This is a genomic window from Sorangium sp. So ce321, assembly GCF_051530195.1.
Taxonomy (GTDB): Bacteria; Myxococcota_A; Polyangia; order Polyangiales; family Polyangiaceae; genus Sorangium.
The window spans coordinates 1,209,014-1,232,152 of record NZ_CP150329.1; the positions used below are offsets into that span (position 1 = coordinate 1,209,014).

A 23,139-nucleotide genomic window follows, 5' to 3' on the forward strand; every position below is an offset into this window, starting at 1 on the left:
TGAGGAGGGCCCGGAGTAAACCGTCAAGAGGGAGGAGATGCCAGGAAAAACCGGGAGCCAGGCACTCCGACGAAACAGCGCGCCCGAAGAACGCGGGTGATGGAAAGTCTGGATGATGGTGATGCACACGCCGGTGCCCCGTCCCGCGGGCTGGCCGCCAGGACGGGGCGCGAGGCCCTGGCGCTTACTGGGAGCGGGCGCTCAGGCGGTAGATGACCGTCTTGAACGGCGCGTTGCCGGCGATCTTCTCGGCGTCCTTCGAGGCCTCGCCCTCGTCGACGATCTTCTGCAGCTTGGTCGCGACCTCGGCGTCGCCCTTCGGCGAGAGGGCGTCGATCACCGAGACCGACACGAAGCGCACGGCCGCGTTCGAGATCTTCGGCATGGCGTCGATGATCTGCTGCCGGACCTCGGGGGTGCCGAGGACGCCCACCATGTAGGCGGCCTTGATCCCCTGGAACTGCGTCTCCTTGGCCTGGGACGCCGGGTCGCCGAGCTTCCCGATGTAACACTCGACCTTGGCGCCGCAGGCCCCGAGCAGGTCCTTCGCGATCTTGATCTCCTTCTCCATCGACTTGCCGACCGTGCCGCCGCCGCTCGTGCGGGTGCCGGCGAGCCGGTCGACGTCGGCGATCTGGTCGGGCTTCATCAGCTTGAGCGCCGTCTGGAGCGAGACGTCGCGGATCTGCGCGACGTCGTCCTCCTCGCCGCGCGCCTCGAGGCCCGTCTTCACGATCCACGGCACGACGCTCGCGTCGAAGAAGTTGCTGGCCGCCTCGGCCAGCATCACCCGCGCGTTGATGCCCGCCGGCGGGATCTCGAGCGACGCGGGCGTCTTGTCGTAGGCCGCCTGGAAGGCCGCGATGATCTCCGGGGTCTTGGGCACCTTGGTGAGCTCGCGCGCGATGATCGCGCGCGGGACGTCCTCGGACTTCTCGAGCGCCGCGAGCAGCGGCTGCGACGACTCCTGCCGGCCGATCGTCGCGAGGACGAGCGCGGCCGCCGCGACGTGGGCGGTCTCCGCGGCCTTCTTCTGCTCCGCGCCCGGCTTGTCGCCGGCGCCCTTCAGGTTCTCGACCTTCGAGTACTCGACGAGCTCCTTCTGGTCGCCCTGGAGCAGCGCGATCGTCGGCTGGATGGCGGGCTTGCCGATCTTCGTGAGGGCGAGGATGGCGGTCGTCGCGGCGTCCGCCTTGAGCGGCGAGAGCACCACCTTGAGCAGCGGCACGACCGCCTTCTCGCTGCGCTGCCACCCGAGCAGCTCGGCCGCGGTGATCTGCCAGAACAGCTCGTTCCGCATCGTGGCCACGTCCTTGGGATCGTTGATCGGGCGCCCCACCATGGTGATGAGCTGCCCTTCCCAGGACGGGTCGTTGATCTCGACCATCGCGTCGTGCACGTCGCGCGAGATCGTGGAGCCCTTCGGCTTGCCGTGCTGGAGCTTGGCGAAGACGTCCATGAGCGGGCCGGCGGCGGCCTTCGACTTCATCGCGCCGAGGCCGCGGACGGCCCAGCGGACGTCCTCCTCGGTCGACTCGGGCTTGTAGTCCTTGAGCGCCTTGATGAGGCAGGCCTCGCCGCGCGGGTCCCGCGTGTCGGAGATGAACTTGATGAGCTTCGAGTTCGTGCGCTCGTCGAGGTCGCCGGCCACGCACTTCTGCGTCATCGGCTCGATGATCTTGTCGAGGAGCGGCTTCACGTTCGGGCCGTTCCGGTCCTTGTTGTCGCGCGTCATCGCGTCCTCGAAGAACTGGACGAGCCGGTTGACCGAGGGGGTGAGCGTGGCCGGATCGTCGAGCCGCTTGACGTGCGTCTCGGGGTCGTTCTCGTCGGCGCACCCGGCGACGACGCCTGCGGAGAGCGCCATCGACGACGCGGTGGCGGCCCCCAGGAGGAGCGAGCGAACGAGCGGCAGGATGCTGCGTGCTGAGCGGGACATGGTGTTTCCTCCGGGACCTCGGTGATGCTGCCGGCCTGACCTCGCCGCCGCGCGGTGTGCGCGGCAGGAGAGGCGGTCAGCGGCTAGCCTTCGTTAGCCTGAGGGGACGACAGCGGACAAAAACAGCGCGCGGCATGGGGGCGCGACCCCCCTTCGGCCACGACATGGCGCCGCCCCGTGATGGAAGCGGCGGAGCCGAAACTATTCGGCGCCCGAGAGCGTGTCAACGCGAGCGGGGCACCTGGACCAGCCGGCGGATCCCCGTGGCGAACAGCCGGTCAGGGATGACACGACGCAGCGCGACGAGGGCGCGTGCGTCCCGGCCGATGAGGGTCCGGAACGGGGGCGAGGCGTCCTCGATGAGGCGGAGGATCGCCGCCGCGACCGGGGCGGGCGGCGGGGCCTTGGCGGCGTCCTCGAGGACGAGCTGCTCGAGCACCCTGGTCATCGCGGCGTAGGGGCCGTCGGGCGAGACGTGGGCGCCGCGCCGCTGGTTCTCGAAGAAGATCTCGGTCTTGAAGGTGCCGGGCTCGACGAGGCAGACGTGGACGCCGAACGGGGCGACCTCCCAGCGCAGCGCCTCGCTGAAGCCCTCGACGGCGTGCTTCGTGGCCGCGTAGATGCTCACGCCGGGGAGGCCGACGAGCCCGGAGACGCTCGAGACGTTGATGATGCGGCCGCGCCCGGCGCTCCGCATCGACGGGAGCACCGCGCGGGTCACGGCCATGAGGCCGAAGACGTTGGTCGCGAACTGGGCCTTCACGTCGTCGTCGGCCTGCTCCTCGAAGGCGCCGCCGACCGCGATGCCGGCGTTGTTCACGAGGGCGTAGACGGGGCCGTGCTTCTGGAGGATCTCCCGGACCCGGTCGGGCGCGCCCTCCGCGGCGACGTCGAGCTGCTCGACCTCGAGCGAGGCGCCGCGCGCGCTGGCCGCGGCGAGGAGCGCGGAGGCCTTCTCGGGGCGGCGCATCGTGGCGATGACCCGGTGGCCCGCGGCCGCGCACGCGACGGCGGTGGCGAGGCCGATGCCGCTCGAAGATCCGGTGACGAGGACGAGGTGACCCATGGGAAGGGGGGCGAGTATAGACGAAGCGCGGCGGGGCCGAGGCGCGCGGCCGATGGGGCCGCGAGCGGGGGCCGCTCAGCCGATGATCATCGCCTCGCTGAGGAGGCGGCCCTCCTTGAAGCGGCGCAGGTTCCAGCGGTCGAACAGCGGCAGGGCGGTGCCCTCGGCGATGTGCTGCGCGATGAGCTTGCCCATGACCGGCGCGATCATGAAGCCGTGCCCCATGAACCCGGACGCCTGGTAGAAGTGCTCCACCTCGTCGACCCCGCCGACGATCGGGTTCTGATCCGGGGTGAGGTCGTAGCAGCCAGCCCACTGCCGCAGCACCTTGACGCTGCCGAGGATCGGGCACGCGGTGACGAGCGCCCGTGAGTACAGCGCGAGGAACTTGTGGCTCGACCCCATGTCGAGGCCCTCGGGGACGTCCTCGTTGGAGATGCCGCCCACGATCTCGCCGCGCATCGACTGCGAGAAATAGAGGCCGTTCGACAGGTCCGCGACGAGCGGGCCGAGCCAGGGCTTGAGCGGCTCGGTCGAGCAGATCTCGTGGCGGTGCGGGTGGTTGGGCAGCTCCACGCCGAGGAGGCGCGCGACCTCCGGGCTCCAGGCGCCGGCGGCGTTGACCACCTTGCGCGTCCGGATCTCGCCGCGATCGGTGACCACGGCGTCGATCCGCGCGCCCTGGGTGCGGAAGCCGAGGACGTTCGTGAAGGTGGCGATGTCGACGCCGAGCTTCTGCGCGCGCTCGGCGTAGCCCCAGACGAAGGGCCAGGGGAACACGACGCCGTCATCGGGGTTGTAGCTCGCCGCGACGACGCCCTCGGTCGAGAGCTCGGGCACGACCGCGCGCGCCTCGTTGGCGGTGAGCATCCGCGTCCCGAGGCCGCACGCGTTCTGCACGGCGACGCTCTTCTCGAGCGTCCGGCGGCCGGCCTCGCTGCGCACGAGGAACAGGTAGCCGCCCTGCCGGAACCAGACGTTGATCTTCATCTCGCGGGCGAAATCCCGGCAGATGCGGATGCTCTCCTGCATCAGCCGGATGTTCCCCTCGCTCGAGAACTGCGCCCGCACCCCGCCGCCGTTACGGCCGCTGGCGCCGCCGCAGAGGTAGCTCCGGTCGACGACGACGACGTCCGTGATGCCGTGGTGCCGCGCGAGGTTGTAGGCGATCGCGAGGCCCATGATCCCCGCGCCGATGATGACGATCTCCGCCTCGGCCCGCATCGCGCCTCAGCCGAGCTCCGACCTCGCCGCGGCGACGACGGCGTCCTGGAGGGCGCCGTTCGAGGCGATGATGCCGCGGGCGAGCTTGAGCCCGGGGCCGGCATAGTCGATGGGCGCGCCGGCGAGATCGGTGAAGCGACCGCCCGCGCCGAGGAGCACGGCCTCGGGCGCGCAGCTGTCCCAGAGCTTGGCGCCGCCGCCGCCGTGGATGTAGAGGTCGACCTCGCCCGTCGCGATCCGCGCGATCTTCACGCCGACCGAGCCGCACGGGACGACCCTGGTGATGCCGAGCCGCGCGATCAGCGGCTCGAGCTCCTTTGGCCGGTGTGACCGCGAGACGATGAGCGCCGCGTCGGCCGGTGCGCCCACGGACGAGACCCGGAGCGGGCGGCGGCTGCCGTCCTTCGCCTCGAGGAAGGCGAAGCCCCCGTCGCCGCCGCCTTCGTCGACGCGGCCGGCCAGCGCCTCGCCGGTCGTGGGCATCACCACGACGCCGAGCGCGGCGCGGCCGCGGACGGAGAGCCCGATCATCACGGCGAACTCGCCGTTCCGGTCCGCGAACTCGCGCGTGCCGTCGAGCGGGTCGACGAAGAACACCCGCTCCTGCCGGAAGCGCGCGGCGAGCTCGTCGGCCGCCGGGACGCTCTCCTCGGCGAGGATCGCCTCGCCGGGGAACGCGGCCTCGAGCGCGCTGCAGATGAGCGCGTTGGCCTCGCGATCGGCGCGGGTCACCGGGTCGCCCGGGCCCTTCATCTCGACGGTGAACGGCGTCGCGTACACGTCCATCACGATCGCCGCCGCCGCGCGCGCGATGCGGACGATCTCGTCGAGCTCCCTGTCGTTCTGGTTCATCCTGCTCACACCTCGATGCCGGCCTGCTTGAGGCGTCCGGAGAGCTCCATGAGCGTCGTCTCGTGGAGGTAGGGGGGCATGCCGGCCTCGCGGACGAGCTGATCGAGCTGCGCGACCGAGCGGGGGCCGAGCACGGCGGACGAGACGAGGTTGTTCGCGAGGGCGAAGCGCAGCGCGAGCGAGCGGAGCGAGACGACCGCGCCGGTGACCATCGGCCGCAGCGCGTCGAGCTGGCGGATGCGGGTCCTGAACTCGTCGCGGGTCCACCGGTTCGCGCGGTGGTCGTCGGCGTAGAACTCGCGGTCGGCGCTCCACTGGCCGGCGAGCAGCCCGTGCGCGAGCACCGAGCGGGCGAGGACGCCGGCGCCGCTCTCGGAGACGTCGCCGGCGACCTCGTGGAGGTCGCCGGGGAGGAAGGCGTTGTAGGCGATCTCGATGAGATCGACCTCGTCGCGCAGCGCGGAGCGGGCGACGTCCGCCGAGCCGGCGCTCACGCCGAAGGCGCGGATCTTCCCGGCCTGCTTGAGCTCCTTCAGGAAGGCGAGGGGCTCCTTCGAGCTCATCGCGGCCACGGTGGGGTTGTGGAGCAGGACGACGTCGACCACGTCGCGGGCGAGCCGCTCCTGGGACCGCTCGAACGCGGTGCGCAGGTAGGCCGGGTCGAAGCGCTTCGTCGGAAGGCCTTCGAGATCGGTGCCGATCTTGGTGACGACGAACGTCGGGCCAGCGCCCTTCAGCCGCTTGCCGAGGCGGCGCTCCATCTCGCCGCGGCCGTAGACGTCGGCCGTGTCGAAGAGGTCGATGCCGACGGCGAGCGCGCGGTCGATGACGCGATCGACCTCGGCCTCGGAGACCGGGCCGTAGCCGTCGCTGGAGAGGCCCCAGGTGCCGAGGGCGAGCTCCGAGACCTGGAGGGTCGTCTTGCCGAGGGGGCGTTTCCTCACGGGCCGCGATCTACACCAGCGCGGGAGGGGCGCCACGAAATAGGGCGCGGCGTCCCCGGGGAGGACGCGCGCGGCGCCAGGCAGCGGGGTGGAGCGCGACCGATGGGCTCAGGGGGCCGGCGAGCCTACCGGCCGAGCGGGATGGAGCGCTCCGGGGAGCGCATTGCCGGGCGCGGCGGGGTCCGCTCCACGGAGGCGAGGTTGCGGCCATTCTGGACAGCGCGTTCCAGAATGGACTGCCTGCGCGTGGCGGGGTCCGCTCCGCGGAGGCGAGGTTGCGGCCATTCTGGACAGCGCGTTCCAGAATGGACCGCCCGCGCGCGGCGGGATCCGCCCGCGCGGGTGTCTTCGAGCCGGCAGCCCCGGAGAGCGGGATCGGGGGTCTCTAGATCGGGGGCGGAGGTCGCCCAAGCTCACGAGACCGACGTGCGGCGTGGCGCCACGCTGGACGCGCAGCGCCGCAGGCGTGAGAGGAGCAGCCCCGCAGCGAGCCACAGCGGACCGTGACCGCCACCGCTCGCGCCGCCACCGCTCGCGCCGCCGCCGCTCGCGGCGGCGCTGCTGGCGCAGCCGCCGCCGCGGAGCCGGAGCTGCCCTTTCCCGCCCTCGCCGAAGGCCTCCCCGGCGCCGGCCGCGCTGCCCCCAGTGCCCCCATCGCCGCCTGTCGCTGCCCCGTCCGGCCCTCCGGTGCCCGGCCCGGCGCCCCCTCCGCCTCCGCCGCCAGCGGCTCCGCCCGCCCCTGCCTCGGCCCCGCCCAGCCCGCCGCCGCCGCCGCTACCCGGGCCACCGCCTTCGCCAGCGCCTCCGCTGCCAGGGTCGTCGGGCAAGCAGCCGCCGGCGACGCAGATCCCGCCCGGGCACGGCGCCCGCTCGAGCTTGTTGCGCTCGACGCACGCGCCGTTCTGCCGCTCGCAGGCCGCGAACCTGCACGTGCTCGGGTCGGGCTGGGCGCACGCGAAGGGGTCGCCGCCGACGCAGCGCCCCTCGCGGCAGGTGTCGACCTGGGTGCAGGGGTTGCCGTCATCACAGCCGTCGCCGTCCTGCCTGGGCGGGTCGCAGCCACAGGCCTGGTCCGAGGTGCTGCCCGCGTCCGCGACCGTGGGGCAGGCGTCCTCCGGGTCCAGCTTGCCGTCGCCGTCGTCGTCGTCGTCGCACGCGTTGCCCTCGGGGTCGTCGTCGCTGTTGGTCTGCGTCGTGTTCGGCGTGTCGACGCAGTTGTCGGCCGCGTCGATGACGCCGTCGCTGTCGCCGTCGAGCGAGCAGGCGCCGCCGATGCAGGCGCCCTCGGCGCACTCGACGGCCGCCGCGCAAGGCGCGTCGAGCGGCTTCTTCGCCCTGCAGACCGAGGCGTCGCAGTAGGCGCCCGCGTCGCATTGCTCGTGGTTCGAGCACCCGGTCAGGCACTCGCCGCCCGCGCAGGCGTAGAGGCCGCAGTCCACGGCGGCGCGCTCGACGCAGGCGCCGTCCGCAGTGCAGACGCTCGGCGGAAAGCTCGATGTCGCGTCGTCGGTGCAGGCGCCGGGCGCGCACTCGGTCTCGGCCGCCGCGAGGGCGTCGGCGGGGCATGCGTTGGCGCTGCCGGTGCAGCGCTCGGCCACGTCGCAGGGCCCCGCCGCAGGCCGGCAGACGGCGGTGGCGGGCGCGAGGGCGTCGGCAGGGCAGTCGGCGTCGCCACCGGTGCAGCTCTCGGTCGCGTCGCAGGGGCCCGCCGCCCGCCTGCACACGGTGGCGGCCGACGCGAAGGCGTCGGCGGGGCACGCGCCGTCGCTGCCGGTGCAGCGCTCGGCTGCGTCGCAGGGGCCCGCGACCGGCCGGCAGACGTCGGTCGCTGGCGCGAAGACGTTCGCGGGGCAGTCGACGCCGCTGCCGGTGCAGCTCTCGGTCGCGTCACAGGGGCCCGCCGCCCGCCTGCACACGGTGGCGGCCGACGCGAAGGCGTCGGCCGGGCACGCGGTGGAGCTGCCGGTGCAGCGCTCGGCCGCGTCGCAGGGGCCTGCGGCCGGCCGGCAGACGTCGGTCGCTGGCGCGAGGACATCCGCCGGGCAGGAGATGGAGGTGCCGGTGCAGCGCTCGGCCGCGTCGCAGAGGCCCGCGGCCGGCCGGCAGACGGCGGTGGCCGGCGCGAACGTGTCGGCGGGGCAGTCGCCGGCGCTGCCGTTGCAGCGCTCCTCGACATCGCAGCTCCCGGCCGCGGCGCGGCAGACCGCCCCCGAGGCGCGCGGGCCGCACACGCCGTCCACGGCCGCGCCGGCCGCGACGCTGCACGCCTGACAGTCGTTCCGGTCGTCTCCACCACACGCCGTGTTGCAGCAGACCCCGTCGGCGCAATGCCCGCTCAGACACTCCCTGCCGCTGGCGCATGGCGCGCCGTCGGGGGACTCGGGGAGATAGAGCTCGGCGCTCGTGAGGGCCGCCGTCGTGTTCCGTCCTCCCGCCGCCAGGAGCCGACCGTCGCCGAGCGCCACCAGCGTGTGGTAACCGCGGGCGGCCCGCATGTCCTCGGCCCCCGACCACGTCCCGCTCGCCACGTCGTACCGCGCTGTCGAGGCGAGATAGCTGCCGTTGAAGCCGCCGGTGACCAGGACCGCGCTGTTCGAGATGAGCAGCGCCGCGGCGTGGCTGCTGCGCGCAACAGGCATGTCGCCGGCGGGCAGCCATGTCCGCGTCCGGAGGTCGTACCGCTCCGCGCTCCGCAGGTGCGCCCCGTTGTCGCCGCCGGCGACGAGGACGTCGCCGTTCGGCAGGAGCGTCGCGCTGTGCGAACGCCGCGCCGTGGTCAGGCCGTCGGTCGGCGACCACGCGTTGGTGGCCGGGTCGTAGATCTCCGCGGTGTCCAGGTAGCTGGTGGAGTACCCGCCCGCGACAAGCACCGTCCCGTCGGCCAGCCCGACGGCTGTGTGCGTGTAGCGCGCGCCCATCCTCCCCGCGGCCGACCAGGCGCCCGTCTCGGCATCGTAGCGCCGCGGGTCGCCGATCACGCTGGTGCCGTCGATCCCACCCGCGACGAGCACGTCGCCGTCGTCGAGGCGCGTCGCCGTGTGGGACGCGCGATTGCCCATTTCCCCGGCGCTCGTCCAGGTGTTGCCGTCGGGATCGTAGATCTGCGCCGTCCCCACGACGCTCGCTCCGGTGCGCCCGCCCGCGACGAGCACCCGGCGCCCGTCGCGCAGCAGGGTCGCGGTGTGCTGGTAACGTCCCGTGGCGCCCATCGTGGCCGTGGTCGACCACCTGTTCGTCAGCGGGTCATACAGCTCCGCGGTGTTCAGCGCGGCTGCCCCGTTGTACCCGCCCACGATGAGGACCTGGCCGGCCCTCGTGCCTTCCGCGATCAGGGTCGCGGTGTGCTCCCGGCGCCCCGCGCTCATCGCCGCGGGGACCTGCTCCCAGAGGGGGTCGACGAGCACCGCCTCTCCGTCGGCGTCGACGTGCAGCGCGAGCGTCGCGCCCTCCACCGACAGGCGCGCGCCGACGGGACGCTCGCCCCCCCTGGCATAGGCCTCCGGCGCCGTCACGCGCAGCCGCGGGACGCCGGCCCCGTCCACCGCGAGCACCACGTCGCCCGCCTGGCGCAGCGTCGCCCCCTCGACATGCCATGACGCCACGGGGGCGTCGCGCCGGACCGCGTCCGCCTCGAGCAGCAGCCACTCCTCGGCTGCGCCGGGCTCGACGGTCCAGAACGATGTCGCTCCGGGCCGCCGGTGGGCGAGCGCGCGGCCTGCGCGCATCACCCTTCCTCGCGCCCCCGCCTCGCGCACCTGGATCTCCAGCGCGTCCGGGCACACCGCCGCCGGGCCGGCGCACCCCCCGACGCCGGGGAGGCGAAAGCGGACCGGATCTGCCGCGTCGTGGGGCACCTCCACGGCGAGGCGCCCCGCGGCACGACCGTCCGCGAGGGTGAAGCTGGCGCCCCGCTCCACCATCTCGTCACCTCGATCGACGACGCGCGCTGCCACGGCGGGGAACCGCTCCGAGAGCACCTCGGCCGCCGGCGGCTCCGGAGGCGAGCACGCCGCGGCGAGCGCCGCGAGCAGCAATCCAGGCAGCAGGCCAGTGCGGGCTGATGCGGTCTCGCACGGCGAAATGGGCATGCGCCTCATGCCGCCATGAGAGCCAGGCGCCGGAAACGGCGTCAAGGTGCAGGTGCCTCGCGCGCAATTCCATCGTGAGCGGAGTACGCCGAGGCGGAGGGCGAGGAAGATGAGGACGACGAAGACTCGCTTCTTCAGGGGCAGCGAATTCCATTGTCCTTCAAACGAGAGCCGCTCGATGCGCCCGCGGCACGAAAGGTGAACGACGAACGACGAACGGCGAACGACGAACGGCGAACGGCGAACGACGAACGACGAACGACGAACGACGAACGACGAACGACGAACGACGAACGACGAACGACGAACGACGAACGGCGAACGACGCCCCGCGTACAAAAAAAGGATTCCATCGTCGCGCGGGAGCATGCATTATCATGGCGCCTCTTTGTGTGTGTGAGGCGAAGCGAGGATAGGATGACGCGCAATGTTGGTCGGTGGGGGACCGCCGGCGCCCTGGTGCTTTGTTGGTGTCTACCCAGCGAGGCGCTCGCCGTCGGGCCGAACGCAGTGATCTATGACGAGGGTTGCTTCGAGAGCACGCTGCCGCCAAACGACGATGGATCGAGCGGCGTACAGGGACTTCCGTTCGAAGTTAATTTCTTCGATATTCGTTACAACAGCGTTTACGTCAACAACAACGGCAACGTCACCTTCGACGGTCCGCTCAACGTCTTCACGCCATTCCCGCTCGAGAGCACGGACCGCGCCATCATCGCTCCCTTCTTCGCCGACGTCGACACGACGGGCCCGGGCTCGGGGCTCGTCCACTGGGGCGTGGTGGAGAAGCTCCCCGGCGACGGCCGCCGGGCTTTCTGCGCTGTGTGGGCGAGCTTCGACCCGAGCTCGGGGAGCGCCGCGGGCGTGGGTTACTACTCGGCCAGCACCGACCGACTGAACCTCTTCCAGCTCCTGCTCGTCGACGCCCATACCTGCGACGCCGCCGAGCCGACGTGCACCGACCTGATCTGCGACCCCGCCGACCCGGACTGTCCGCCGCCGAACTGCAATCCCACATCGCCGGAGTGCACTCCGCCCCCGGCCTGCGACCCCGCCGACCCGGACTGCGATCCGCTGCAGAACTCTGTCTATCGCGCCAAGGGGGACTTCGACGTCCTCTTCAACTACGATCAGATCCAGTGGAACGCCGGCTCGGCGAGCGGCGGCGTCGGAGGGCTCGGCGGCGAGACGGCCCGCGTGGGCTACGCGCCCGGCGTGCTCCCTGACGGCACACACCCGCGCGGGGCCTACGAGCTGGCGAAGAACAAGGTCCAGCTCCTCTCGGATCAGGACATCACGGATATCTTCATCGACACCGACCTGTCCTACGCGCTCGTCAGCCACAGCGAGCGGTCCCTCCAGCAGGGGCGCTACCTCTACTCGGTCAGGAACGGCAGCCTGAATGACGGGGACGGGGTCATCCAGGGGCGCGTCACGGCCCTGGACGAGGCAGGTCAAGCGGTGGGAGTGGCCGGCGCGCCCGTCCAGATCTGCGAGACGGCGGGGCAGGGCCGTTGCCCGTGGTACGGGACGACCAACGAGCTCGGCGAGTTCACGGCGAACCGCATGCCGACCATCACGGCGTACCGGATCACGGCGTTCCCGCCGGCGGGGTCGAACCTGATCCAGAGCGTGCTCGACCTGGCGCCGGCCCCCCTCTACGGGCCTCAGCAGCTCCAGCTGGGCAAGCCGGCCGCGCCGCCCGCGGGCGTCGATCTCCAGCCCTCCTCCACGGGCGGCGGCGACGTCCCCGTCGTCTACTGGCACGATCCCACGACCCTGACCGCGCCCGGCTGCGCTGGCGGGACGGCGAGCTACGACGTGAAGTTCGGTACCCTCACGTTCGCCGCGGGCCCGATGCAGCTCGACGGGAACGGCCAGTTCCGCGCCGTGATCCCGCCCTTCTATCCCAACCACGGGGCTGCCACCGTCCTCCTCCGGACGCAGTGCGGCCCGACGACCTCGAGCTTCAGCTTCCCGATCTACATCGACCCGAGCGGGTGGATCCGGACCGTGGGCGGCGCGCCGATCGACGGGGCCACTGTCACGCTCCTCCGCTCCGACACCGGCGCTCCGGGTTCGTTCACCGTCGTGCCGGACGGGAGCGCGATCATGTCGCCCATGAACCGCGCCAACCCGAGCATCTCCGACGCGGAGGGGCACTTCGGCTGGGATGTCCTCACCGGCTATTACAAGGTCCGCGCCGAGAAGCCCGGCTGCCACGCGCCCGGCGCCGCCGAGCAGCCTCATGTCGAGAGCGCCGTCATGCTCATCCCGCCGCCGGTCTTCGACCTGGATCTGCGGCTCGAGTGCGGCACCGGCGCGGTCGGCGACACGACCGAGCCGACGCTCTCCGTGCCCGGCGACCTCGTGATCGAGGCGACCGGCGCGAACGGCGCGGCGGCCACCTTCACTGTCTCCGCGATCGATGACGTCGACGGCGCCGTCCCCGTGATCTGCACGACGCCCGAGGGGAGCACCCTGCCGATCGGCGTGACCATCGTCCACTGCTACGCGCTCGATGCCACCGGCAACCTCGATTACGGCACCTTCGCCGTCATCGTCGAGGACACGCGGGCGCCGGTCCTCTCCATCCCCGGGTCGATGACCGTGCAGCCGGAGGGGCCGTGGGGCGCGGCGCTCGCCTTCACCGCCGTCGCGCTCGACGCCGTCGACGGCCCGGTCGCCGTGAGCTGCTCGCCGGCGCCGGGCACCGTCCTGCCGGTCGGCCTCACCACCGTCACCTGCAGCGCGACCGACGCGGCGGGCAACGCGGCGAGCGCCTCGTTCGAGGTCGACATCCCGGTGTGGGTCGACAGCGACGGCGACGCGGTGAGCGACAGCCTCGACAACTGCCCCCTCGCGGCGAACGCCGACCAGGCGGACGCTGACGCCGATGGCGTCGGCGACGCGTGCGACAACTGCCTCGTCGCGGCGAACGCCGACCAGGCGGACGCCGACGCCGATGGGGTCGGCGACCTCTGCGACAACTGCCCTGGCGACGCGAACCCGGGGCAGGGCGACGACGACGGCGACGGCGACGGCAATGCCTGCGATCCGGTCTGCGTCGCGATCTACCGCGGCGGCGTGGGCGGAGCGGCCGACTCCTTCATCTCGTCCTCCGAGCCGAACACGAATGCTGGCTCGTACCCCGGCCTCTTCACGGGTACCTCCGGCGGCGGCGTGAAGATGGGCCTCGTCGCCTTCAACCTCGGCGCGATCCCGGTGGACGCGACCATCGAGGGCGCGACGCTCTCGGTGCGAGCGCTCTACGCCCCGACGGCCGCGCCGCTCGACGTCCACGCGATCACCGCGCCCTGGTCCGAGGCCACCGTCACGTACAACACGCTGAACGGCGCCTTCGACGCGGCCGTCGAGGCGTCGCTCGCGGTGCCGGCCAACCGGACAGCCACGGTGTCCTGCGACGTGACGGCGCTCGTCCAGGACTGGGTCTCGGGCGCGCTCGACAACCACGGCGTGCTGCTGCGCGAGGTCGGTCCGGGCAAGCGGACCCTCCGGTCGAGCGAGGAGCCCGGCGCCGCCGAGCGGCCGCGCCTCGACGTCTGCTACGTGACCCCTTGAGAAGCTAGCCTCGACCTGGGCACTGCTGCGCGATGTCAGGCAGCTGTGTCCAGGTCGAGACCAGGGTGGCGACGCCGGCGAGCACGGCACGGACATCCTGGTCCCGCAGGTCGTTGTTCGCCGCCATCGAGACGATGGACGTCACGACGAGCACAAGAAGGCTCCGGCGGACACGCGGCTCATGTGAGCTTTGCCGAGAGCGCGCGGCGGAGCGCCTCGTGGGCCTCTCGCGCGAACGCCTCGCCGATGCGCGTGCCGGGCAACACGTCGGCGCCGTGGAAGAGCCCCGGATGCACGTGCAGCTCCGTGGGCACGCCGGCGCGGAGGAGACGCAGCGCGTACGTGACGTCTTCGTCGGCGAAGAGATCGAGCGACCCGACCTGCACGAACGCCGGCGGCAATCCCGCGAGATCGGTCGCGCGCGCGGGAGCGCAGTAGGGCGAAACGTCGGCGCCGCCCGGCTCCCGCCCGAGCATCGCCTGCCACCCGAAGCGGTTGTTCGCCCGCGTCCACACGAGCTCGCCGCTGCGCGGGGCCTTCGCTCCCTCTCCGGCCGTGCCGGTGCGGTCATCGAGCATCGGATAGACGAGCAGCTGGAAGACGAGCGGGACCTCGCCGCGATCGCGCGCGAGCAGGGCGAGGGCTGCGGCGAGCCCGCCGCCTGCGCTCTCGCCTTGCACCGCGATGCGCGACGCATCGACCCCGAGCGACCTCGCGTTCGCGTGCAGCCACTTCAGCCCGGCGTAGGCGTCCTCGAGCGGAGCAGGGAAGGGCGCTTCGGGCGCGAGGCGATAGTCGACGGAGACGACGACGCAGCCGATGTCAGCCGCGATGAAGCGATTGCGAAGATCGTTGACCTCCGGCCCCCAGATCACGAATCCGCCGCCGTGGATGTGGAGCACGGCGGGAAGGAGTGAGCCGCCCTCCGCTCGCGCAGGGCGATAGATCAGCACGCGCACGGGAGGCGCGCCCTCGGGGCCGGGAACATGGAGCTCCTCGCGTGTCGCCTCCGCGCCGCCGGGCAGCGCCCCGAACGGCGGCTGCGCGGAGGTCGCGCGGCGGATCTCGGGGAGCGTATCGGCCCGGAGGTCGAACGTCGGGAGCGTGTCGAGGAAAGCAACGAGCTCGGGATGAACGAAGTCGCGGATGCTCATGCGGCGACCCTACGGTCGACGCTCCGCTTCCGGAAGACGGGCGCGGCTCCGGGCAACCCGGACATTTTTGTCCATGATCGCGGCGCGAGCCTGGAATAGCCTCGCGAGAGCGTGGAAAGCCTCAGCGCGCTCGGCGTCGTCATCGAGGTCGTGGACCGCGGGAGCTTCGCCGCGGCGGGGCGCGCGCTGGGGGTATCTGCGTCGGCGGTCGGCAAGAGCATCACGCGGCTCGAAGAGCGCGTCGGCGCGCGGCTCTTCCAGCGCACGAGCCGCAGCCTGCGCCTCACGCCGGAGGGCGAGCGCTTCGTCGAGCGGTGCCGGCGCATCCTCGCCGAGGTCGGCGCGGCGGAGGCCGAGCTCGCGGAGGCGAACGGTGAGCCGCGAGGCACGCTGCGCATCAGCGTGCCCGTCGCGGGCGGCCCGTTCCGCTCGGCGCTGGCCGACTTCCAGGAGGCGTACCCGTCCGTCGTGCTCGAGATCGAGTCGACGAACCGCTATGTCGATCTCGTACGCGAAGGCTTCGATGCGGCGATTCGATCGGGCGTGCTCGAAGACTCGACGCTGACGGCGCGCTACCTGGGCGCGTTTCGCGCGCTCCTCGTCGGCTCGCCCGAGTACCTCGCGCGGCGCGGCGCTCCCAGGCTTCCGCGCGATCTGGCGCGGCACGATCTCCTGCAGTTTCGCCTCTCGACGAGCGGTCGTCTGCACGCGCTCACGGTGCGCGAGCCAGCCGACTCCGCGCCACGGTTTGCGCGCACGAGCGTGGTCGCGAACAACCTCGATCTCCTGATTCACTTCGCTGTGCGCGGTCGCGGGCTCGCGTACGTCGCCGACGTGCTCATCCGCGACGAGCTGGAGGCCGGCACGCTCGTTCCGGTGCTCGCCGAGCAGGTCGGCGCGCCGGTGGCGTGCCACGTCGTGTGGCCAGAGGCGAAGCACGTTCCGCCGAAGCTCCGCGTGTTCATCGACTACCTGGCGGAGCACCTGCTGCCGGAGCGCTGACCACGCGCTCCATCGTGACGACCCGTCGATATCTGGCCAGGGTTCCTTCAGAGGCTGCCCATCCGGACGCTCGAGGTGCTGTCGTCGATGCCATTCGAGGGCCTGCCGTTCCCCGCCGGCGGCGCGCCGTGACCGAGGCCGGCGGCGCGCCGTGACCGAGGCCGGCCGCGACCGCCGGGCGCTCCCTTGACGTGACGCTCGCGGCGCCATATGTAACCCAAAGGTTTACGAATGACGTCTCGCTTCGCCATGGCGATCCATGTGCTCGGTAAGCTGGCATTCGTGCACCGCGAGCGGCAGGCGACGCTCACGTCGGAGGAGCTGTCGAAGAGCGTCCAGGCACACCCGGTCGTCGTGCGTCGCCTGCTGGGCAGCCTCCGGCGCGCAGGGCTGGTCGACACGAAGCGCGGCGTGGGCGGCGGCATCTCGCTGGCCAAACCGCCGGAGCGGATCACGCTGCGCGACGTGTACGAGGCGGTCGAGCAGGATGAGGAGATCATCGCCAGGAACCCTCATGGTCCAAGCCTCTCCTGCGACATTGCTCCTCTGATCACCGACTACCTCGACGAGGTGTTCGGCGTGGCCGAGCAGGCCCTGAAAGACAGCCTGGTGCGGGTGACGATCGCCGACCTGGAACGCGAGATCCACGCTCGCCTCAAGGGCTGCGCGAAGCGCACCGCCTCGTAAAACCGAGGGTATTTCCCTGGGAGCCGCGCCACGGCGCGGCTCTTCATGCTCAGAATTGTAACTTCATTGATTCCAAATAGGAGTTCCCATGAAGGCCATCCAGATCGTTTCCCCTGGTTCTGTCGAGCAGCTCCGCCTCGTCGACGTCCCCACCCCGAAGCCCGGTCCGGGCGAGGTGCTGGTTCGTGTCCACGCCGCGGGCGTCAACTACATGGACCTCCTCCAGCGCGCCGGCGTGTACCCCGCGCCGGTCGCGTATCCGTTCGTTCCTGGCGTGGAGGTCGCCGGTGTCGTCGAGGCGGTCGGTCCTGGCGTGGACGACCTGGCGAGAGGCGCGCGCGTCGCCGGCCTGCGCGCGAGCGGCGGCGGCTACGCCGAGTATGCGACGCTCCCGGCCCAGCAGGCGGCGCGTCTCCCCGACGGCATCGGCTACGCCGAGGCCACCGCGTTGCTCGTGCAGGGCCTCACGGCGCAAGGGCTGGTCGAGAGCGCGCCCGAGGTCCAGCGCGGCGCGTCCGTGCTCATCACCGCCGCGGCGGGAGGCGTCGGCGCGCTCCTCATCCAGCTCGCCAAGCGGGCCGGCGCGGGGAAGGTCATCGCGGCGGCCAGCAGCGAAAACAAGCTCGCCCTGGCGCGCTCGCTCGGCGCGGACGTGGGGGTGAATTACGCTGAAGTCGGCTGGGTCGCTCGCGTGCGCGAGGCGACCGGCGGCCGCGGCGCCAACGTCGTCTTCGACGCGGTGGGCGGCGAGCTCCGCGCGGCCAGCCTGGAGGGCCTCGCCCCGCGCGGCCGGATCGTCATCTACGGCGCCGCGAGCGGCAGCCTCGGAATCACCGAGGCCGTGGTCGGCGGGCTCCCCGTGAAGAACCACTCCATCAGCGGGTTCTCCTTGTATGTGCCGCTGGCCGAGGAGCCAGCCTGGGTGTCGAGCACCCTCGCCACGCTGTTCGAGCTCGCCCTCGCAGGCAGCCTGCGCACGCCCGTCCACGCCCCGTTCGCGCTGGCGCACGCCGCGGAGGCGCACACGGCGATGGGCGGGCGCAACACCACGGGCAAGGTCGTGCTCACCGTGGCGTGAGCCGCGGCCGCGCCCCGGTCGTCCCTCACACGAGATAGTAGGCCGCCGCGCCCACGGGCTTCTCCGAGAGGGCGAGCGCCGCGCAGTGCTCGCAGGTGTTGCCGGGGCCGAGGAGATCGTAGGCCTTGCGCACGGCTTTGAGGGTCGCGGAGTCCTCGTCGTTGCCTTCGTCGTCCTCGACGAAGCGGCGCTCCATGGGAAACCAGTCGTCGAACCGCAAGCGCTGCATCCCTCGCAGAAGATCCGGCCGGACACCTGCCAGGAAGACCGCCACGCCCTGGCGCGAGGTATCCCGGAGAAAGTGCTCCAGGAGCTCGAGGCAGACTGCGTCCGGGTTGCGCAACCGTTTGACCCTCAACACGATATGGCGCGTGCCCTGCTTGCGCGCGAGCCGGACGGCGTGCTCGAGGTGCCGCTCGAGCTCCGGGGCGGCGCCGAAGAAGAGCTCGCCTTCGAGATCGCGGATGGCCACCGCGGTGCACCTCGGGTCCGAGCGCACCCTCTCGCGCACGACGCGCTCCTCGGTCACGACCAGCTCGGCGTCCTTCAGCTTCGCGGCGCGCGGGACGAACAGCACGAGGGAGAAGCCGACACCGATGAGGATCGCGAACTCCACGCCGATGACGAGCACGGAGAGCCAGGTCAGGATCAGGAGGGCGGCGTCGTAGCGGGAAGCGTGGACGACGTAGCGCAGGCGTTCGGGGTCGATGAGACGCGCAGCGGCGACGACGAGGAGGCCGGCCAGCGCCGCCTTCGGGACGTAGTGGGTCAGCGGGGCGAGCAGCAACACCATCACCGCGACGAGCGCCGCGGTGTAGAGGCCTGAGAGCTTCGTGGCCGCGCCTGCCTGATAGTTGATCGCCGAGCGAGAGAGCGAACCGGCGCCTGGCATGCAGCGAAAGAACGCGCCGGTCAGGTTGCCGATGCCCTCGGCGAGGCACTGTCGATTGAAATCAATCGTCTGCCGGGTCTTGTGCGCGATGGCCTTGGCGATCGCCAAGGTCTCGAGGAGGCCCAGGAGCGCGATGGCAAAGGCGCCAGAAGACAGCTTGCCGAGCCAAGCCCACTCGATCTCCGGGATGTGCGGCCTCGGGAGGCTCGCGGGCACCTCCTCGATCAGCGCCACAGCAGGCTTGCCGGTCGCGCCTGGCTCCGACCAACCTGCGAGGTAAGCGTACGCGCACACCGCGAGCAGGACCACGAACGTATCGAGCTGCGGCAGCTTGTAGCGCCTGACCAGCTGACGCGCGATCAAGGACAGGACGATGCTCCCTGCGGATATCGCCAGAGCCTTGCCGTTGATGGGACCGCCCTGGGTCAGCGTCAACCACAGGCGATAGAACACGTGCTGATGGCCCGTGCCCTGGCTCCGGAGCCCGAGCGCGCTGGCGACCTGCCCGACGATCGTCAGGAGCGCGGCGCCGCTCATGAAGCCGGTGATCACCGATTCGGAGATATACCGGGTCAGATCCCCGAGCTTGAGCACCGAGATCGCGATCTGGATGACGCCGATCATCGCGGCGAGCAAGAACATCGCCTCGTACGCGTCGAGGCGAGCTTCGGGATCGATGAACGACAGCGTGCTGAAGACGACGAGCGACACTGCCCCGGTGGGCCCGTTGATGAGGTGGGAGGACGACCCGAGCACCGCCGCGACCGCCGTGAAGACGATGGCCGTGTACAGCCCGAAGCGAGGATCGACCCCCGCGACCAGCGCGTAAGCCATGCTCTGCGGGAGCGAGATCACCGCGACCGTGATGGCCGCTTGCAGGTCCCGGCGGGCTTTGCTCAGCCCGTATCGCGCGGCGCCGCGCGGGCCCTCCTCGCCGCTCACCCGCTCCTCGCCCCGGCTCGCGCTCGGCTGCGAGGGCCAGGGCGTGGAGCCCGGTTCCAAGGAGCTATCTGGGATTGGGCTTGTAGACGGTCTCGATGATCCCGTTCTCGGCGAAGAATTTCTGCTGAGCATCTTCCCAACTCTCTGCGATAGCCGTGATTGAAAGCAGGTTGAGCGGAGGGAATCGATCCCCGTATTTGTCGAGCACCTTCCGGTTGAAGGGCCGGTACCCGCTCTGCGCGATGATCTCCTGTGCCTCGTCGGTGAACAGGTAGGCCAGATAGGCTTCGGCTGCCGATCGCAGCTCATGCTTGGCGACGTTCGTGTCGACCCACGCGACCGCCGGCTCGGCGAGGATGCTGACGGGAGGGTAGACGATCTCGAGCTCGCCGCTCGCCTCGGCGACCTCGCGGAGCGCTTCGTTCTCCCAGGCGAGGTGGACGTTGCCGAGCTTTTCGACGGCGAAGGCGACGGCGGCGGCGCGCGCGCCGGCCTCGAGGAAGGGGGCGTGCTCGTAGAGGGCCTTGAGGTAGGCCTTCGCATCCGCCTCGGTTCCTCCGCGGGCCAGCGTTGCTCCCCAGCCCGCAAGGGCGCTCAGCTTGCCGTTGCCGGAGGTCTTGGGGTCCGGGGTGATCACCTCGACTCCCGGCTTGATGAGGTCGGGCCAATCGTGGATGCTCAGCGGATTTCCACGCCGGACGACGAACACGATGGTCGAGTAATAGGGCTGCGAGTTGTTCGGCAGGCGCTGTGACCAGCGGTCGGCGATGAGGCCGTGCTTGTGGAGCGACTCGACGTCCGAAGGGAGCCCCAGCGTCACCACGTCCGCGGCCTGCTCCCCGGCGATCACCGACCGGGCCTGCTTGGACGAGCCGCCGTGCGCCTGCTTGATCAGAACCCGCTTCCCGACCTCCTTCTCGTACCTGGCCGCGAACACCGGGTTGATGCGCGCGTAAAGCTCCCGGGTAGGGTCGTACGAGACGTTCAACAGCTCGACGGGGGCCCTGCCCTCGACGTTCTTCACCGTGATCGCGCCGACCGCCAGAACGACGAGCACGATCGAAAAGATGTTGAGTGCGCGGGTCGTCACCATGGAAGTACCAGGGTCCGCGGCGGGAAACCCTGCCACGGGAGAGGCGTACGTCTTTTATAACGGATGCAAATGTCAATATAGCGGACACTTGCGGCGGGTTCCAGCATGATCGTCGCGCGCTCGTCACGCGAATGACGAACATCCACGGGTCGAACGGGGAGAGCGACACGCCGCCCGTGCCCTCGCTCAATCCTCTTTCCGCCCGGCGCCCCGCTCGCGCAGGAGGCTCTTCGCCATCCTCCGCTTCATCGGCGGGAAGAGGCTCGTCACCCGGAGCATCGTCCGCATCCCGGCCAGCATCATCGAGCCGATCACCGGCTTGTACATCGGGCTGTCGCCGCCCTGGTCCTTCAAGGACTCGGCGACGGCCTTGAACCCATATTCGACCATCTTCGCCTCGTACCGGTGGACCACCTCGAGCAGCGAGAGCTTGCCGTCTCGGACGTCGATGAGCCGCTTGCGGAGCAGGTTGGCGTCGCGGAGCGCCGTGTTGGCGCCAGCCCCGCGGCCCGGCGTCATCGTGTGAATGGCGTCGCCGAGCAGGGTCACGTCGCTGGCCTCCCACGGCTTGATCGGCTCGGACGTCGAGATGTTGATCGAGAACGTCGACCCGGGATCGCTCATGTCATAGATCCGATGCATCCTCGGGCTCCACCCGGGCGTCAGCTCTTTCACGAGCGGGAGCAGCTCGCCGCCGCGCATCTCGAGGAGGCGCGCGGGAACGCGGTCGGCCTTCCACGCGACGCCCCACATGAAATAGTCGCGCGTGTTGTCATGGAGCAGCCCAGGCCACGCGCGGATCAGATCGGCCTCGGTGCTGCCGACGCCCGTCCTCGGCGCGCCCGCGGCGTCCCAGGGGAACTCCATGGTGTGCATGACCGAAAACAGGCCGTGGGGCGCGAAGATGAACGAGGAGCCCTCGGTCATGACAGCGGCGATCTACGGCCCGCTGGTGGAGGAGGGGAACAAGGCGCTCGAGGCCTTCAGCGCGGCGGAGCTGGAGGTGATCGTCAAGTTCTTGCGGCTGAACCGGGCGGTCCTCGTCAAGCACGCGGGCAGGCTGATCGAGCTGCGCAAGAAGCGGTCCGCGCGATCGACCTCCGGGTGACCGATCGCCCCTCCCTTGCGCGCGGTCGCCGACCTGTCCGACGGTGGCTGCCGCGCGCGCCTCGGGGGAATGCCCGCCGAGGTCGTGGACGCGCGGCGCTCCGCGGCGGGGCACAGGCGCGGCGCGCTTCTAGCCCGCCGGCGCCGCCGCGTGGGCGTGCGCCCGGGCCGGCTCGCGAGGCTCGACGCTCCACGACGGACGGGCGTTGAGCTCCTCGATCTGGAACCCGGCCGCCGCCTTGTAGCTGCGGGCGATCTCCTCGAGCTCGTCCCTGCTCAGCGCGTCCTCGATCCGCGCGAAGCCGCGCGGCGCGCGCTGCTCCACGAGCGCCATGACGCGCTCGGGACCCATCGCGCGGTTCGCGAGGACGAGGGCGCTCGTGGGCGGCCGGCGGGCTGCTTCGTAGCCGGCCAGCGCCGCCTCGGGGGAGGCCGCGGCGGCGAGGTGCGCGAGGTGCGCGAGGTGCCAGGCGAGCACGCGCGCGTCGAGGATCGCCTGGGAGGCGCCGTTCGAGCCGATGGGGTACATGGGATGGGCGGCGTCGCCGAGCAGGGTCACCCGGCCAGCGCTCCACCACGGCAGCGGATCGCGATCGACCATCGGATACTCGAAGATCGCGCTGGCGCCGGCGATGAGCGCGGGCACGTCGAGCCAGGGGAAGCGCCACGCGGCGAAGTGGGGTGAGACGTCCTCCAGCCGGCCTCGCCGGTCCCAGCTCTCGGGCGCGACGGTCGCGCCGTCGTGGAGGCGTACCTCGGCCACCCAGTTGATCGCCGCCCGGCCGCGGCGCTCCGCGGCGCGGGAGATCGGATAGGCGACGAACTTGGCGGTCAGGTTGCTCCCCGCCATGATCATGCTGCGCCCGGTGAGGAACGGCTCGCCCTCGGTCACGCCGCGCCACATGTGAACTCCGTTCCAGCGCGGCGGCCCCTCCCCCGGGTGCAGCGCCGCGCGCACCGCCGAATGGATGCCGTCGGCGCCGACGAGGACGTCGGCGGAGACCTCGTCGAGCGCGCCTGTCGCGCGGTCCCGCAGCGCGACGCGCACCTCGGCGCCGGTCTGCTCGAACCGCTCCACGGCGAGCCCGGTGCGCACGGCGGCGGCGCCGAGGCGCCGCTTCACCGCCGCGAGCAGCCGCAGCTGGAGCTCGCCGCGATGGATGGAGTACTGAGGCCAGCGGTAGCCGGCCGCGACGCCCCGCGGCTCCGCCCAGATCCGGCTGCCGAACCGGTCGTGATACACGAGCTCGGCCGTGGGGATCCCCGCCGCCGAGAGCTCGTCGGCGAGGCCCAGCTCCGTGAGCTCCCGGACGGCGTGGGGGAGGAGGTTGATGCCGACGCCCAGCGGCAGGAACTCGCGGGCTGCCTCGACGACCTGCGCCTCGATGCCGGCCGCGTGCAAGCTGAGCGCCGCGGCCAGACCTCCAATGCCAGCTCCGGCGATCAGCACGCGCATGCAGCGACGGTCGCATCTCGCGCCGGAGGAATC

The 23,139-nt window shown here is 71.5% G+C and carries 17 protein-coding genes; 5 read left to right on the forward strand and 12 right to left on the reverse strand.

The window, feature by feature from the left end:
• Positions 1 to 184: 184 nt before the first annotated feature.
• From WME89_RS04650 to WME89_RS04675, 6 genes are all read right to left on the reverse strand, one after another.
• Positions 185 to 1,939, reverse strand: coding sequence for a hypothetical protein (locus WME89_RS04650; protein WP_437653786.1), 1,755 nt, complete (start codon positions 1,937 to 1,939; stop codon positions 185 to 187).
• 223 nt (positions 1,940 to 2,162) lie between these two features.
• Positions 2,163 to 3,005, reverse strand: coding sequence for an SDR family oxidoreductase (locus WME89_RS04655; RefSeq protein WP_438008048.1), 843 nt, complete (start codon positions 3,003 to 3,005; stop codon positions 2,163 to 2,165).
• 75 nt (positions 3,006 to 3,080) lie between these two features.
• A complete protein-coding gene (locus WME89_RS04660; protein WP_438008049.1) occupies positions 3,081 to 4,229 on the reverse strand; it encodes an NAD(P)/FAD-dependent oxidoreductase in 1,149 nt (382 codons plus the stop codon).
• Between the two features lie 6 nt (positions 4,230 to 4,235).
• On the reverse strand, positions 4,236 to 5,081 hold the full coding sequence (locus WME89_RS04665) for a 3'(2'),5'-bisphosphate nucleotidase CysQ family protein (protein ID WP_438008050.1): 846 nt from the start codon (positions 5,079 to 5,081) through the stop codon (positions 4,236 to 4,238).
• Positions 5,082 to 5,086: 5 nt separating this feature from the next.
• Positions 5,087 to 6,025, reverse strand: a complete 939-nt coding sequence (locus tag WME89_RS04670) for an aldo/keto reductase (RefSeq protein WP_438008051.1) — start codon at positions 6,023 to 6,025, stop codon at positions 5,087 to 5,089.
• 413 nt (positions 6,026 to 6,438) lie between these two features.
• Positions 6,439 to 10,113, reverse strand: a complete 3,675-nt coding sequence (locus tag WME89_RS04675) for a kelch repeat-containing protein (RefSeq protein ID WP_438008052.1) — start codon at positions 10,111 to 10,113, stop codon at positions 6,439 to 6,441.
• 417 nt (positions 10,114 to 10,530) lie between these two features.
• Between WME89_RS04675 and WME89_RS04680 the strand changes: the two genes are divergently transcribed.
• Positions 10,531 to 13,695, forward strand: coding sequence for a DNRLRE domain-containing protein (locus WME89_RS04680; protein WP_438011886.1), 3,165 nt, complete (start codon positions 10,531 to 10,533; stop codon positions 13,693 to 13,695).
• A gap of 4 nt (positions 13,696 to 13,699) precedes the next feature.
• On the opposite strand, the gene WME89_RS04685 is transcribed toward WME89_RS04680, so the two are convergent.
• Both WME89_RS04685 and WME89_RS04690 read right to left on the reverse strand, forming a co-directional pair.
• A complete protein-coding gene (locus WME89_RS04685) occupies positions 13,700 to 13,840 on the reverse strand; it encodes a hypothetical protein (RefSeq protein ID WP_438008053.1) in 141 nt (46 codons plus the stop codon).
• A gap of 34 nt (positions 13,841 to 13,874) precedes the next feature.
• Entirely contained in the window at positions 13,875 to 14,849 is a 975-nt protein-coding gene (locus WME89_RS04690; protein ID WP_438008054.1) for an alpha/beta hydrolase, read from the reverse strand.
• 111 nt (positions 14,850 to 14,960) lie between these two features.
• Here WME89_RS04690 and WME89_RS04695 point away from each other — a divergent pair, with 111 nt between their 5' ends.
• The 3 genes from WME89_RS04695 (at position 14,961) to WME89_RS04705 (ending at position 17,616) form a co-directional block, all read left to right on the forward strand.
• Positions 14,961 to 15,851, forward strand: coding sequence for a LysR family transcriptional regulator (locus tag WME89_RS04695; RefSeq protein WP_438008055.1), 891 nt, complete (start codon positions 14,961 to 14,963; stop codon positions 15,849 to 15,851).
• A gap of 231 nt (positions 15,852 to 16,082) precedes the next feature.
• Positions 16,083 to 16,538 carry an Rrf2 family transcriptional regulator gene (locus tag WME89_RS04700; protein WP_437623781.1) on the forward strand — a complete coding sequence of 152 codons (456 nt, stop codon included), beginning with the start codon at positions 16,083 to 16,085 and terminating at the stop codon, positions 16,536 to 16,538.
• Positions 16,539 to 16,626: 88 nt separating this feature from the next.
• Positions 16,627 to 17,616 (forward strand): quinone oxidoreductase family protein, encoded by a 990-nt coding sequence (locus WME89_RS04705; protein ID WP_438008056.1) that lies wholly within the window; start codon positions 16,627 to 16,629, stop codon positions 17,614 to 17,616.
• A gap of 25 nt (positions 17,617 to 17,641) precedes the next feature.
• On the opposite strand, the gene WME89_RS04710 is transcribed toward WME89_RS04705, so the two are convergent.
• The 3 genes from WME89_RS04710 to WME89_RS04720 all read right to left on the reverse strand — a co-directional run bounded on the left by WME89_RS04710 (position 17,642) and on the right by WME89_RS04720 (position 21,470).
• Positions 17,642 to 19,582 (reverse strand): SulP family inorganic anion transporter, encoded by a 1,941-nt coding sequence (locus WME89_RS04710; protein ID WP_438008057.1) that lies wholly within the window; start codon positions 19,580 to 19,582, stop codon positions 17,642 to 17,644.
• Positions 19,515 to 20,543: a sulfate ABC transporter substrate-binding protein gene (locus WME89_RS04715; RefSeq protein ID WP_438008058.1), complete on the reverse strand. Its 1,029-nt coding sequence runs from the start codon at positions 20,541 to 20,543 to the stop codon at positions 19,515 to 19,517. The genes WME89_RS04710 and WME89_RS04715 overlap by 68 nt, the downstream gene beginning before the upstream one ends.
• Positions 20,544 to 20,729: 186 nt before the next feature.
• A complete protein-coding gene (locus tag WME89_RS04720) occupies positions 20,730 to 21,470 on the reverse strand; it encodes an FAD-dependent oxidoreductase (RefSeq protein WP_438008059.1) in 741 nt (246 codons plus the stop codon).
• Between WME89_RS04720 and WME89_RS04725 the strand changes: the two genes are divergently transcribed.
• On the forward strand, positions 21,469 to 21,651 hold the full coding sequence (locus tag WME89_RS04725) for a hypothetical protein (RefSeq protein ID WP_438008060.1): 183 nt from the start codon (positions 21,469 to 21,471) through the stop codon (positions 21,649 to 21,651). The genes WME89_RS04720 and WME89_RS04725 overlap by 2 nt on opposite strands.
• A gap of 129 nt (positions 21,652 to 21,780) precedes the next feature.
• Here WME89_RS04725 and WME89_RS04730 read toward each other — a convergent pair whose 3' ends face one another.
• Positions 21,781 to 23,106, reverse strand: coding sequence for a flavin-dependent oxidoreductase (locus WME89_RS04730; RefSeq protein WP_438008061.1), 1,326 nt, complete (start codon positions 23,104 to 23,106; stop codon positions 21,781 to 21,783).
• Between the last annotated feature and the right edge of the window lie 33 nt (positions 23,107 to 23,139).